General features: G+C 45.5%; 13 protein-coding genes. 3 read left to right on the top strand and 10 right to left on the bottom strand.

The window, feature by feature from the left end:
* Positions 1-36 precede the first annotated feature (36 nt).
* Together FD27_RS05625 and FD27_RS05630 are read right to left on the bottom strand one after the other, a co-directional pair.
* A complete protein-coding gene (locus FD27_RS05625) occupies positions 37-654 on the bottom strand; it encodes a hypothetical protein (RefSeq protein ID WP_057750804.1) in 618 nt (205 codons plus the stop codon).
* Positions 651-1,529, bottom strand: a complete 879-nt coding sequence (locus FD27_RS05630) for a DegV family protein (protein ID WP_057750807.1) — start codon at positions 1,527-1,529, stop codon at positions 651-653. Before FD27_RS05630 ends, FD27_RS05625 begins: the two co-directional genes overlap by 4 nt.
* A gap of 186 nt (positions 1,530-1,715) precedes the next feature.
* Between FD27_RS05630 and FD27_RS05635 the strand changes: the two genes are divergently transcribed.
* Complete coding sequence (locus FD27_RS05635; RefSeq protein WP_057750810.1) at positions 1,716-3,404, top strand: NFACT RNA binding domain-containing protein; 1,689 nt, start codon at positions 1,716-1,718, stop codon at positions 3,402-3,404.
* A 42-nt stretch (positions 3,405-3,446) separates the two neighbouring features.
* Here the strand turns inward: FD27_RS05635 and FD27_RS05640 are convergent, their stop codons facing one another.
* The 7 genes from FD27_RS05640 to FD27_RS05670 all read right to left on the bottom strand — a co-directional run bounded on the left by FD27_RS05640 (position 3,447) and on the right by FD27_RS05670 (position 9,545).
* Positions 3,447-3,746: a type II toxin-antitoxin system RelE/ParE family toxin gene (locus FD27_RS05640; protein ID WP_057750814.1), complete on the bottom strand. Its 300-nt coding sequence runs from the start codon at positions 3,744-3,746 to the stop codon at positions 3,447-3,449.
* Positions 3,736-3,984 (bottom strand): type II toxin-antitoxin system RelB/DinJ family antitoxin, encoded by a 249-nt coding sequence (locus FD27_RS05645; protein ID WP_057750816.1) that lies wholly within the window; start codon positions 3,982-3,984, stop codon positions 3,736-3,738. Before FD27_RS05645 ends, FD27_RS05640 begins: the two co-directional genes overlap by 11 nt.
* Positions 3,985-4,197: 213 nt before the next feature.
* Positions 4,198-6,678 (bottom strand): carbamoyl phosphate synthase preATP-grasp domain-containing protein, encoded by a 2,481-nt coding sequence (locus tag FD27_RS05650; RefSeq protein WP_057750819.1) that lies wholly within the window; start codon positions 6,676-6,678, stop codon positions 4,198-4,200.
* Positions 6,678-7,760, bottom strand: coding sequence for a carbamoyl phosphate synthase small subunit (locus FD27_RS05655; protein ID WP_057750821.1), 1,083 nt, complete (start codon positions 7,758-7,760; stop codon positions 6,678-6,680). The genes FD27_RS05650 and FD27_RS05655 overlap by 1 nt, the downstream gene beginning before the upstream one ends.
* Positions 7,761-7,794: 34 nt before the next feature.
* Complete coding sequence (locus tag FD27_RS05660) at positions 7,795-8,709, bottom strand: RluA family pseudouridine synthase (protein ID WP_057750824.1); 915 nt, start codon at positions 8,707-8,709, stop codon at positions 7,795-7,797.
* Positions 8,710-9,150 carry a signal peptidase II gene (gene lspA, locus FD27_RS05665; protein ID WP_162258508.1) on the bottom strand — a complete coding sequence of 147 codons (441 nt, stop codon included), beginning with the start codon at positions 9,148-9,150 and terminating at the stop codon, positions 8,710-8,712.
* Positions 9,150-9,545: an EbsA family protein gene (locus FD27_RS05670; protein ID WP_057750829.1), complete on the bottom strand. Its 396-nt coding sequence runs from the start codon at positions 9,543-9,545 to the stop codon at positions 9,150-9,152. The genes lspA and FD27_RS05670 overlap by 1 nt, the downstream gene beginning before the upstream one ends.
* Positions 9,546-9,579: 34 nt before the next feature.
* Between FD27_RS05670 and FD27_RS05675 the strand changes: the two genes are divergently transcribed.
* Positions 9,580-9,966, top strand: coding sequence for a ribonuclease HI family protein (locus FD27_RS05675; protein WP_057750833.1), 387 nt, complete (start codon positions 9,580-9,582; stop codon positions 9,964-9,966).
* Between the two features lie 116 nt (positions 9,967-10,082).
* Positions 10,083-12,617, top strand: coding sequence for a M1 family metallopeptidase (locus tag FD27_RS05680; RefSeq protein WP_057750836.1), 2,535 nt, complete (start codon positions 10,083-10,085; stop codon positions 12,615-12,617).
* A 77-nt stretch (positions 12,618-12,694) separates the two neighbouring features.
* Here the strand turns inward: FD27_RS05680 and asd are convergent, their stop codons facing one another.
* Positions 12,695-13,789, bottom strand: a complete 1,095-nt coding sequence (gene asd / locus FD27_RS05685) for an aspartate-semialdehyde dehydrogenase (RefSeq protein ID WP_057750838.1) — start codon at positions 13,787-13,789, stop codon at positions 12,695-12,697.
* Positions 13,790-13,800: the final 11 nt, after the last annotated feature.

Below are 13,800 nucleotides of genomic sequence, written 5' to 3' on the forward strand. Positions count from 1 at the left end.
AAATGAGGACCCGTTTAATAGCGAGTCCTCATTTTGTTATTGTTGATCTTTCTTGTCGTCGTGATGGTCACTCAGATCAATCACCACTGACCCCGCCTGCTTTTCTTTCGACTGTGGTGGGAATAATTTGTCCCTCAACCACAGTAAGAATGACCCCAGCAATGGGATTAACAATGCATAGACGAGGCACGTCAACAGTGATACCGGGAATGCCAAGCGAACCACATTTAATGCGCTGCTACTGCCCAATACAGCCACCGCATTTAGCCAAGCTAGGCCCAAAAGGAGCACCAGGCTAGTAATACCAGTGACGAGGCCAATTGTAATTAGTTGCGATTGGGAATACTTTTCATCGGCAGAGCGATGCCAGTCCAGCATCCAAGCATCCACTAAGAAGGCCACTATCATCGTGATGATTAATAACCAGTTGCTAGTATGGAGGATCATCAATCCCAGGTTACCAATAAGTAACAGTAAGAGGGATGACCACCAAGGCAATACAAATAAACTGACAAACGCAAATAACGTGGTCAATGGCGCAATAAACAACCCTGTCGGCAAAACAGCCTTTAAGTTGAGTGGACTTAGCAGTAATAGTAGTGCTAAGCACACCGCCCAGACTGCTCCCTGGAATGTACGGTGCTTATTCATCATGCGAGTGGCTTCTTTTCAGTATCTTGCATCCAAGCAAGGGCCAAGGCACCCTTACCCAGGTGAGTTCCAATAACGGGACCAAAGTATGATAATTCAAAGCGAATATTAGGATGATCAGCTTGCAGTTTATCCATCCACTTCTGACCAGCTTCTGGCACATCAGCATGGATTACCATGGCGCGAACTGGATAATTTAATTTGGCAATATCTTGGTCGAAAATCTGTTCACACCGCAACTTGGCTTTCTTCATTGAACGAACTTTTTCAAAGGCTTCGATCGCATGGGTGGGAGTATTCATCGTGAGCAACGGCTTGATTTTCAAAATCGAACCCACAAAGGCGGCAGCGTTGGATAAACGGCCTCCACGGACGAGGTTTTGCAAGTCGTCAACAACAAATACATTGTTAAATGTATCGCGGTATTCGGTCAACTTCTTTAGGATATCGTCGAGGTTATCACCATTATTAGCCAGGTGGGCTGCTTCTAGTGCTAAGTAACCCATCATTTTTACAGTCAGATGGGAATCAAACGGAATAATCTTGATAACGTCTTTCATTTGAATTGAAAGCTGTTCAATCGTGTTTAAATAGCCAGAAATAGCTTTAGTTAGATGAATCGAGATTACTGCATCATAGCCATCATCAGCCAGTCCCTGGTAGAGTTCCATCAACTGGCCAATTGGTGTTTGGGCAGTTGTTGGGAAAGAACCAGATTTTGCCATCTTGTCGTAAAATTCTGAGGTTGAAATATCAACCCCTTCACGGTAGGTTTGGCCATCCAAGGTTACGGGAATTGGCACAACATGAATATTGTTAGCCGCCGCCTCTTCAGGTGTTAGATAGGCGGTGCTGTCAGTTACAACAGCAATTTTCATCATATCAACTCCGAGTTTTAAAATTTGATCAAATTATTTTTCATTTTACGCTAATACAAAGAGAATACCACATTGACAACGATAAACCAATCATTTATCGACGCTAAAAATTGCGAAATGAGCCTCTTTAACGGTATAATACTACTCGTTACGCATATTATTAAAAGAATTGAAGGAGGCTTTCTTATGGCATTTGATGGCTTCTTTACTCATGCCATGGTGCATGAACTAAATCAAACATTAGCAACTGGTCGGGTTGCGAAGGTCAGTCAACCTTACCCAGCAGAACTAATTATTACCATCCGCGCCCACCGGCACAATTACTCATTACTGTTGTCGGCCAACCCCACTTACCCGCGGATCCAAATTACGACGATTCCTTACCAGAATCCGGCTGTTCCCACAAACTTTGCCATGACAATGCGCAAGTACCTTGAAGGAGCAATCGTTGATTCAATTGAACAAATTGATAATGATCGAATCGTTAAGCTAGTCTTCAACACCCGGGATGAATTAGGTGATAGTCAACAACTTGACCTGTACAGTGAAATTATGGCGCGGCACAGTAACGTATCACTCGTTAACCACCGTACTGGGAAAATCATCGACACAATTAAGCACGTCGGCTCTGACCAGAACCGTGTCCGTCTCCTGTTACCTGGTGCCACTTGGGTAATGCCACCGAAGCAAGACAAAACTAACCCTTATTTGCCTAACCAAATCTACACGGACCTTATTCGCGAAACGCAGGACCCAAAGGAATTGGCTAAGCGATTACAGGCTGCATACCAGGGGCTGGGGCGCGATTCAGCCAAAGAACTCGCCCAGGAATTAGTGACTAGCGATGACTTGCCAACCACTTACCACCAGTTTCTGAATAACTTTGTGCATCCCCACCCCGTCATATACACGCGAGACAACGGCAAGTCCGCCTTTGCGGCGTTCCCGCCACTGGGAATGGGCGATGACAAACTGCAACATTACGATACTCTGTCAGCCCTTCTCGATGCCTATTATGCAAACAAGGCTCAGCAGGATCGGTCTAAGGAACTAGCGGGGCAAGTTTTGCGTGTGTTGCACACCGAATTAAAGAAGGATCGGCGCAAGATCAAAAAGTTGAATCAGCAGCTTGATGACGCTGCCGAAGCAGACCGTTACCGCGTTCGTGGTGAGATCCTCACGACCTACCTGAACCAGGTTAAGCGTGGTATGACAAGGATCACACTGAACAATTACTACGATAACAACCAGCCATTAACCATCAAGCTTAATCCTAACCTGACTCCCTCACGAAACGCCCAGAAGTACTTTACTAAGTACGATAAACTCAAGACTTCGGTGACTTATGTAAAGCAACAAAAGAAGCTGGCAGAACAGGAAATTGATTACCTGGCGAATATTGAGTCCCAGATTGACTTAGCCTCGCCAGATGATATTCAAGAAATTCGGCTAGAGTTGCAGGAACAAGGTTACCTGAAAGTTAAGCGTCAGAAGAGCAAGAAACGGCGTAAAGTCCGCGTCAGCAAGCCGGAACAATTCCACACTAGTAACGGTACTCTGGTGTTGGTTGGTAAAAACAACCTCCAGAATGACCGGCTCAGTTTCAAGATTGCCAATAAGAATGAGATCTGGCTCCACGTCAAGGACATTCCTGGATCTCACGTTGTAATTCGTGACACTAATCCAAGTGACGAGACAATCCTTGAAGCGGCTCAATTGGCTGCGTATTACTCTAAGGGACGTAATTCAGACAATGTGCCAGTCGACTATTTGCCAGTCAAACGGCTTCATAAACCAAGCGGTGCTAAGCCTGGGTTTGTCACCTTTACCGGTCAAAAGACCCTGTATGTGACACCACATAAACTTGAAAATTAAGTCGAAAGAAATTTAAAGGCGGTAGCAGTTGCTATCGCCTTATTAATATGGAATATGTTTCAGGACGTCATGGTTGCCGGTCGTCAGTAGTAAGAGCACTAACCGATTGTTCTCAATCCGATAGCACAGTACCCAATCGTCATTATAGCTCCTGTCGACATGAACATGCCAAACAGTTGGGCGAGTCCCTTTGATTATCCCTAATTTATGTTTTCTTTTTAGCTCCTCGACATCGTTTTCAACGATTAGCTTAACAACTTTCTTCAGTCTTTCCATGTCGTAATGCTTGCGCTTTAACTTTTTAACATTACGCTTAAACGTTGGAACTTGCTCAATCTTCATCTAACGAATCCGCCCACTCATCAAAATTATCAAATGTTTCAACCTGACCTCGATCCGCTTCTGCAATCGCTTGGTCAAGTTCCGAAGTAGCTTTTGGTGTGAATGGTAATTTATTATCTTGAGTTACCCGCTTAAGATAAATCTTAATGCCAGTAGACAAATCTAACCCCATTGACGAAAACACCCTAGTAGCATCCTGCTTAAGGTCGTCATCAATTTTAATATTGATTTGTGCCATTTCAATCACCTCTTCAATAGATATTATACCATTTCGTATACTTTATATATATAATATCTTTATTATTTATTGATAATTAAAGAAGTGCTATTCCAGCCTCGAATAATTTTAGTTCAGTCCACCTTTTTAAAATCAGTTGTAATAAAAAGTACCTCCAGAATTCCTAACTCTGGGGGTATTTTTTTCACATCAATTGCCATGGTCATTTGTTAGTTAATTTAAAATTTGCATCTGCGCACCAATAATGAGGCTGGCGGATGGCCGCCCATCGGATAAGCCGAGGGCCTTGAATGGGAAGGTAGCCCGGTAAATAGCCGGCTGATCGTCTCCCGTAAAGGTTAACTGAGTATCCTGGTCAACAATTAAGCTAATTAGTTGAGCTGGCCAATTAATCCCAGTTGACTTGGACAGGAAAGCAATCTCCGGCAACGGAATTGCCTGCACGACCAGCGGCTGGTAGTTATCCCCAACCTGTTCAAAGACCACTTGATAGAAGCCCACCTTTTCCCGACTCGTGATTACTTCCGTTGATGACTTCATTAAGCTGGTCAGTTCCTGACTATCAATTTCAGCGGGTGTCCGCATCTGTGTCGATTGGTAATTAAAGTCTGTAGCTGACAATAAATCACTCGTCGACGCAATAAAGTGCGCTTGGTGGCCATCAAACAGGAAGTTCAAAGACAGCAACGGGTGTTCTTTGGCCTCGTTGCTTAACATCCGGTCGTCTGGCACCTCAATGATCTTCGCCTGTAAGTCATACTTCTGGAGTTCTGCTACCAGATCAGTATAAGAAGCCGGAATAAAGATCATTTGCGGCTGATCACATTCAATGACCGATAAGATGTTCTCGGGAACTGGCGGTTCAATATACCGCTTATCCGCAATCTCACGGTTCAGGGTAATGGAACTTGGATTACTGTTAATCACAATCGTGTGGTAGCCCAGTTCATGCAACTTCGTCAGTGTCGAAGCCAGGAAGAAATCACCCGAGTTACTGAGTCCCAATCGGATGCCACCTGTTCCGACAACCAGGGCGCTCGGTTGCGAGAGCGTCGTGGCTTCATTTTCATCCTCATATGCGGAGTAAAAGGTCGCCGTATGCTGGTCAAATTCACCAGCGGACGGTTCAATCTCCTTATACTTCAGCGTTAGGTCATGATCCTGAGTCATTTGGTAGACCTGACTAGGCTCCATCCCCCACAATCGCGCAATTAACCGGTTAGTAAGTCCCATTTTCTTGGCGCGGTTCAAGACTGGTTCCTTTCCAGGATGTTCTTGCAATTCCCGCAGTACCAACCGCATTTGATTAAGTTGATCAAAGTAGAACGGATCTATCTTTGTCATCTCGGCCAATTCTTCGACAGTGTAACCCCGCTCCATGGCCTCCAGCAGAGTAAACATCCGTCCAGCATGAGGGTGAACAATCCGGTCAACGATCTGATCTTCATTCAATTTCCGTTGGGTGTTCAGGTGAAAATCTGTTGGTTCGTGATAACGTGACTCGATCGCCTTAAACAAGGCTTCAGCGGGACTTCGGCCAATACCAAAGACCGTTCCGATTGACCGTTTCTCGGTACCAAGAAGCTGCTCATCAAAGTTATCAATTTCAAAGGCCCAGACTGGAATCCGGGCGGCAATATGGTCCATCGTGGGTTCCATTAGTGCCGCATGTGGTTGGAAATTATCACCCAAGTTAATCTCGCGTAATGACTTCCCGGTATACAACTGGGCACAAACCTCAGCGACTGGATACCCCGTTGACTGTTCAACAAAGGCCACCATCCGATCAAAGTATGGGCTATTTTTAATCACATAAAACTTATCACTGGCAGGATCCAAAGCAAATTGCAGGTGGTTAATGCCCACAATCCGTAATTTCCGGGTAATCGCAAATGCCACGTCCCGAATATCCTGGATTTGCCGATCCAGTAAAGTTTGGGCTGGATTAAACGCAATCGAATCCCCCGCGTGAATCCCAATTGGATCCATGTCTTCAACCATGGACAACATCATCATGGTCCCGGTATGATCACGCTGAACAACCACTTCGATTTCCTTATATCCAGCCAAGCTTTGCTGAACAAAGATCTGCCCTGCCCGTGATTGATCAAGACACTTCTTGACCGCAGATGACAGGTCATTCCGGTCATGGACAATTTGACGGGTCGAGTTGCTCTTCGGCCAAACGGAACGCACAATCACCGGATAACCGATCAGGTCAGCTTCTTGAAGGGCATCCTGATAATTATTAACCGTCACGATCTTCTTCATCGGCGCTTCCATTTGCCGGAAAGTCTGTTCAAGTAAGACCGGGTTATTGATCTGGCGAATCGTTGCTTCTGGAACCCCCAGCAAATGGATATTCTTTTGGCGGAGGACCCCTTTATCCAACAGTTCCTGGGTTAAGAGGAATGCTTGCCGGTTACCCAGCGTGGGCAAAATGGCTGTCGGATGGTATTTATCGATGATCTCCAGGAGATGTTCAACCGTCAGTGGGCCAATACAACAATGGTCAACAACTTGACGATTATCGAGGCTGAAGGAGAACGGATTATTATCAATTAAAATGGTCCGGTAACCAGCAACATGTAATTGGTGAGCAACGGAAAAAGTTGCGCTGTCCACTTCATCCCCGTGCTGGATGTCATTGGCTCCCGCACCGATCATTAAAATGGTCTGCTGCTTATTTACCATTACCGTCGCTCCTCCTTTCGCTTCATCGTGTCAACAAACTCGTCAAATAAGCCGTCCGTTTCATCTGGTCCCGGTGCCCCATCTGGGAAAAATTGAACCGAGAAAGCCGGATAACGGCGGTGGCGCAATCCCTGGATACTGTTATCGATCATGTCACGATAAGTCACGAATAACTTTGAGCGGTCTACTGAGTTCGGATCAATTGTGTAACCCTCACCTTGCGTCGCGTAGACCACGTGATCTGTAATGATTTCGTGGAGGGGGTGGTTCATGCCGTGGTGTTCCACTGGCAAAGCAGTCACTTGGGCACCATTTGCCAAACCAAACAGTTCGTGACCCAAGCCAATAGCAAAGAGTGGAACATGCTGTTGGACTTCTTGAATCATTTGCAATACAGAGCTTTTAACAAAATGCGGATCTCCTGGTCCAGAAGACAGGACCACCCCGTCTGGGTCCAGGCGCATAATATCTTCCGCGGTGGCATCATATGGCAAAACGGTGACGTTACACTTCCGCCGACTGAGCTCCCGAAGAATTCCATTCTTTAAGCCAAAATCAACCACAACTACAGATAAGCCAACCCCTGGATTGGGATAGGCCTTCGGAGTGGATACCTGAGCCACCTGTTGGTTAGTCAAAACCGTGGCATGGAGCTGGTCAAAAGCGTGGTCATCAGGAACCGGCACAATACTTCCCTTTAGTGGGTGGTCCGCATTCCGGAGCTTATGAGTAATGGCCCGGGTATCAACATTGGTAATCCCAGGAATATTCATTTGCTTCAAATAACGATCCAGTGTCATCCGGCGAACATTGTCAGTCGCTACATTAGACAAGGAACGGACGATTACGCCCTTGATCGTCGGTTCAATACTTTCATAAATATTACGCTGAATACCATAGCTCCCAATATTTGGTTGGGTGAATGTGACAATTTGATTGTCATAGATTTGGTTTGTAATGATTTCTTGATAACCAGTCATACTAGTGTTGAAGACAACCTCTCCAAAAGTTACCGCTGGTGATCCAAAACCATCCCCAACAAAAATGGTACCGTCTTCAAAGATTAAGTATCGTGATGACATGTAATCACCCCTATTACTCACAATAATTAATGATTTACGCCTGATCGGTTTTGCGTAAGTGTTCTAACATTTTACTAAAAGAATCTGGTAACGGGGCCGTAAAGGTCATCTGTTTACCAGTCCGCGGGTGCTTAAAGCCCAGCAACCGCGCGTGAAGATATTGACCGTTGCCTGGTAAGGTTTTCCGCGGGCCGTACAAGGGGTCACCTGCTAAGGGGTGGCCAATGTACCTCATATGAACGCGGATTTGGTGGGTCCGGCCGGTCTCTAGTCGACAGGCAACGAGTGTATAATGACGGAAACGTTCTAGAACTTTGAAATGAGTCACAGCATGGCGACCATCAGCAACAACCGCCTGTTTTTTGCGGTCCTTTAATGATCGTCCCAGTGGCGCATCAATCGTCCCCCGGTCTTCTTTAATCACACCATGCACAAGAGCCACATATTCCCGCTCATTCGTTTTCGCCTTCAATTGGGCTGCCAATGATCGGTGGGCCATATCATTCTTGGCCACCATCAATAATCCGGATGTATCTTTATCAATGCGGTGAACAATTCCCGGCCGAAACTCACCATTAATCGTGGATAATGGTGAATGGTAAAGCAGCGCGTTTACTAGCGTATGGTCTGGATGACCAGGTGCCGGGTGTACCACCATCCCCTGGGGTTTATTAACTACAATAACGTCATCATCCTCGTATACGATATCGAGGGGTATGTTTTCAGGTTCCAGATCAATTTTTTTCGGTTCCTCGGGAATAATTTCCACCCGGTCACCAACCGTTAGTTTGTACTTACTTTTGACTTGCTGGCCATTAACTAACACGTGGCCATCTTCAATCCATTTTTGAATCTGCGAACGAGAGAATTGACTAAAGTGGTGTCCTAATTGCTTATCAATTCGTCCTGTTAAGGCAGAATCAACATTTAACGTTAAATCAGTACTCATCTAATCATCCTCACGTAGTACTAATACAATTAAGATTATGACACCAATAGTCAGACAGCTGTCCGCAACATTAAAGACTGGAAAGTAAACCGGCAATAATTGAAACATGTCGACAACATAACCCTGTAACATCCGGTCAATGAAGTTACCGATCGCCCCCGCCGTCATTAAGCTCAAAGCAATGGATAACCATCGTTGCTTGCGGTATCGCCATAGCAAGTATCCTAAGACGATCAATACAACAATTGTCAATATGGCAAAGAAGCCTTGCTGACCAGCCAACATACTCCAAGCCGCTCCGTTATTGTGGAGGTTCGTTAAACCCAACACACCAGGGATTAAAACATGTAAACTGCCTTCAGCGAAGTGGGTCGATACCAAAACTTTTACCCATTGATCGAGACCCACCAGGACCAGAATGAGTACTAAATCTAAGCCGATCATTGTTGGTCACCATCACTTGCCAAGGCTAACTTTAACCGTGCAATCGCCTTTTGGGTAAAGGTAAAGTTGAAGATTTCACCATGAACGGTAATCGTCACCGTGTGCTTGGTAAAGCGTGGCTGGCGAATATCAGCAATTGGGATTACAAGGTAGTTCGACTGCAAGACCCGGCTGAAAACCATCTTAGTTGGTGTAATTACCACGGTGCGGCGAAAAATGCCTAAAATTGTTACAATAATAAAGATCAAAAAGAGTAAAGCGGTAATCCATTGAAAATGGGTAATTTCCAACCAGACGACTAACCCAGCTATAAAGATCAGGAAAGTCCAACACCAGGAAATGATTGTCCCGGTCAAATCTGGTTGATAAAAATAACGTGTTTCTTCTTCCATACCGTTTAAGATCCTTTCAAGGAGAGATAATTCAATGATTAAAATGTATACTGATGCCGCCACTAAAGGCAATCCAGGGCCAACTGGCTTAGGGGTGCTAATCATTGACCAGCACCACCAGCGGCAGCTGACTGCAACAGTTGCAAAAGCCTCCAATCATGAAGGCGAATTTCTAGCCGCCATTCACGGTTTCCAATATCTGCTGGACCATTTTGACCAGCAAACCATCTTATATTATACCGATAGTCGGCTTTTAAGTGATGCAATTGCCAAAAATTATAGCAAGCATTACCAAAATTTATTAAATCAACTGAATCAGTTGTTGGACCAAGAAACGATGGTCGTTACCCGGTGGATTCCAGAAAAGGATAATCACGGGGCGCACAACTTGGCCAACCAGGCCTTGCATCAGTTAGAATAGCAGGTTTTATTATACCAAATCTTATGCATAATTCCCGCAGTTAGCGAATCATTCTGCGTTAACTTTCAAATTGGTTGCTGTATAATTAAATTATTCTAATAAAGTCAGGTGACATTATGAGTTCAATTGCTCGTTTTTATGAAAATTTTAAACCAAGTCATTATGATGTTTTTCTTGACATCAACCGTGCCAAAAAGACCATTAAAGGCAACACGACGGTCAGTGGGATTGCTGAACAACCAGTCATCAAGCTCCATCAAAAGGACCTCACCATTGAATCCGTCCAAGTCGCTGGGGAAAATGTCCCATTCAAGGTCGATAACGATGCCGAAGCAATTATTATCACCCTCCCAGAAGATGGTGACGTCACCTTAACCGTGACCTATTCGGCACCATTAACCGACACCATGATGGGAATTTACCCTTCCTACTACAAGGTTAATGGGGAAACAAAGCAAATTATTGGTACCCAATTTGAAACCACCTTTGCGCGTCAAGCTTTCCCATGTGTCGATGAACCAGAAGCCAAGGCCACGTTCAGCCTGGCAATCAAATATGACGAACATCCTGGTGAAACGATCATCGCCAACATGCCAGAAGACCATGAATCTGCTGGCGTCCACTACTTCCAACAAACTGTCCGGATGTCTACCTACCTCGTAGCCTTCGCATTTGGTGAATTACAAGCCAAGAAGACAACTACAAAGTCGGGTGTTCAGGTCGGCGTCTTTGCAACGAAAGCTCACCAGCCAAAAGAACTCGACTTTGCCTTAGAGATTGCTAAGAAGGCCATTGAGTTTTATGAAGACTTCTACCAAACACCATATCCACTGCCCCACTCTTGGCAACTCGCCCTGCCCGACTTCTCTGCCGGGGCGATGGAAAACTGGGGTCTGGTAACCTACCGGGAAGCATACCTGTTGCTGGATCCTGACAATACCTCACTGGATATGAAGCGCCTAGTAGCCACCGTTATTACTCACGAACTAGCGCACCAGTGGTTCGGTGATTTAGTCACAATGAAGTGGTGGGATGACCTCTGGCTCAACGAAAGCTTTGCCAACATGATGGAATACGTTGCCGTTGACGCCATTCATCCAGAATGGAAGATCTGGGAACTCTTCCAAACCTCAGAAGCACCCATGGCCCTGCAACGGGATGCCACTGATGGCGTTCAACCGGTCCATGTCCAAGTTAACAACCCAGCTGAAATCGATGCCATCTTTGACGCGGCCATTGTCTACGCCAAGGGGGCGCGGATGTTAGTCATGGTTCGTTCATTAATTGGCGATGATGCCCTGCGTGCTGGATTAAAGAACTACTTTGCTGCTCACAAATACCACAATGCTACTGGTGCCGATCTCTGGTCTGCCTTGGGCAAAGCTTCGCACCTAGATATTGGAGACATTATGAACTCGTGGCTGGAACAACCGGGTTACCCAGTTGTCTCCGCTAGTGTCGAAGATGGTCAGCTGAAGCTCCACCAACAACAGTTCTTTATTGGTAAGGGACAGGACCAAGGACGCTTGTGGCAGATTCCATTGAACGCTAACTATGACGCTGCTCCCCAAATTATGAAGGATCAAGATATTAGCCTTGGCGAATACCAAGAACTACGGGATAAAGTTGGCAAACCATTCCGCTTAAATCTTGGCAATAACTCCCACTTCATCGTTAAGTATGACGAAACACTCTTGAATGATATCCTCGACCACTTGGATAACCTCGATGCCATTAGCCAACGGCAGCTGCTGCAAGATTGCCGGCTGCTCGCTGATGGTGGTGAAATGTCATACGCGGATCTTGTACCGCTGCTGCCAAAGTTTGCTAACAGTCACTCTGAAATTGTCAACACTGCGCTGTACGCCATCGTTAACCGCTTGAAGCTGTTCGTCCAACCGAAGTCAAAGGAAGAAGACCAACTTAAGCGTTTAGTTGACCAACTGGCAGCTCCACAAGTGGCGCGCTTAGGTTGGCAACCATCGAAGGACGACAGTAATGATGACCAGTTAACCCGGCCAATCGTATTATCCGCCGCCCTCTATGCTGATAATAAGAAAGCTATTGAAGCTGCCCACCGGATCTTCACCAATCACCAGTCCGACCTTGCCCACCTGAATGCTGACATCCGCCCACTGGTTCTGAAAGCTGAAATGCAACACTATGGTAATCCGGCATTGTTCGAACAGTTCATTCGGGACTACCAAGATACTGCAGATGCTTCTTACAAGTCGGACTTGAATTCAGCAATTACTGCTACCAAGAGTCCTAAGCTAATCAGTCAACTTATCACTGATTTTGAAGATAGCACCGTCATCAAGCCACAAGACTTACGTGGCTGGTACCGGAATGTTCTTGCTAACAACGATGGTCAACAAGCTGCCTGGGACTGGCTCCGTGGTGAATGGGACTGGTTAAACAAGACCGTTGGTGGTGATATGGAATTTGCTACTTACATTACGGTTACGGCCAATGTATTCCACACACCAGCACGGCTGCAAGAGTTTAAAGAATTCTTTGAACCAAAAGTTAATACACCTGGCTTAACTCGTGAAATTAAGATGGACATCAGTATTGTCCAAAGCAAGGTTGACTTGATTGCTAAGGAACAAGACGCTGTGCACCAAGCCATTCAAGCTGCTATTCAATAGTCTTAGCCACTACTTTAAAACGAAATTACCTCAGTCATTCGTAATGAATGATTGAGGTAATTTTTTTACACTGAATTTTATTTCTTCGTAATATAGCCCTTAGCCTTCAGTAATTCAGCCAATTCAATCGCACCACCAGCAGCGCCACGAGCGGTGTTGTGAGACAGACCAATAAACTTCCAGTCAAAGATCTTATCAGGACGAAGCCGACCAATGGAAATTCCCATACCGTGCTCAAAGTTGACATCGTAACGGACTTGTGGACGGAAATCATCAGTGAGATATTGAATGAACTGCTTTGGCGCACTCGGCAATTTAAGTTCTTGCGGTACCCCACTGTAGTCTTCCAACGCTTTAATCAAGTCTTCCTTACTTGGATTCTGCTTGAAGTTAATGAAGGTAGCGACCGTGTGTCCATATAGAACAGGAACCCGCAGACATTGACTAGTAATTACTGGCGAATCAGCCTTGACGATCTGCTTGGTTGCCGGGTCAATATGACCAAAGATCTTTAATGGCTCATCTTCAGACTTGGCTTCTTCACCTGGGATATATGGAATAACATTGTTTTGAATTTCTGGAGCAGTTTCGAGCGTCTTCCCGGCACCAGAAATCGCCTGGTAAGTACATGCCAAGACTTGGGTTGGTTCGAACTTTTGCCATGCTGCAATTGCTGGGGTGTAGCTTTGAATGGAACAATTTGGCTTAACCGCCACAAAGCCCTTCTTCGTTCCTAACCGTTCCCGTTGGTACTTAATGATGTCAATGTGGTCCGGGTTAATTTCGGGTACAACCATTGGCACATCAGGAGTCCAGCGGTGAGCACTATTGTTGGAAACCACCGGAGTTTCATGCTTAGCGTATTCGTCTTCCAGCTTTCGCGTATCAGCCTTATCAAGATTAATAGCAGAGAAGACAAAATCAACTTGGGAAGCAACAGCATCGACATCCTCTGCATCCAGGATGGTTAAATCCTTCACATCATCGGGAATTGGGGTATCGCCCATCTTCCAGCGATCCTTAACTGATTCACCATACTTTTGACCAGCACTATGCTTACTGGCCGCAACAACGGTTACCTGGAACCACGGGTGATTAGCAAGTAAAGTCACATAACGTTGACCAACCATCCCCGTAGCACCAATAACACCAACTTTTAATTTTTCACTCATTAAATGAGCCT

The sequence above is a fragment of the Limosilactobacillus frumenti DSM 13145 genome (genome assembly GCF_001436045.1).
GTDB lineage: Bacteria > Bacillota > Bacilli > Lactobacillales > Lactobacillaceae > Limosilactobacillus > Limosilactobacillus frumenti.